Source organism: Myxococcus sp. AM011, assembly GCF_013372595.1.
Classification (GTDB): Bacteria; Myxococcota; Myxococcia; order Myxococcales; family Myxococcaceae; genus Myxococcus; species Myxococcus eversor.
On the sequence record NZ_JABXEM010000678.1, the window covers coordinates 1 to 379 of the forward strand.

1 protein-coding gene is annotated in these 379 nt (G+C 64.1%); it reads left to right on the top strand.

What is annotated here, in order from left to right; all coding sequences use genetic code 11:
* A partial coding sequence (locus HUW62_RS47995) for a transporter substrate-binding domain-containing protein (protein ID WP_176438253.1) occupies positions 1-379 on the top strand: 379 nt, incomplete at both ends.

The following is a 379-nucleotide window of genomic DNA, read 5'->3' on the forward strand; positions in this document are numbered from 1 at the left end:
CGGGCAAGGTGGATGTCGTCATCTCCAGCCTCGGTAAGAACGCCGAGCGCGCCAAGGTGATCGACTTCACGCAGGCGTATGCGCCGTTCCCCAAGAGCGTGTACGGCCCGAAGGATGTGTCGATCAAGGGGCCGGCAGATCTGGCTGGCAAGACGATCGGCGTCACGCGCGGCTCGACTGAAGATCTGGCGCTCTCGGCCGTGGCGCCGGCGTCGGCCACCATCAAGCGCTATGAAGACAACAACGCCACCGCGCAGAGCTACCTGATCGGCCAGGTGCAACTGGTGACGGTGGGCAACATCGTCGCCAACGCGGTGAACGAGCGCACGAAGCTGCGCCAGCTCGACCTGAAGTTCCCCGTGGAAGACACGCCTTGCTA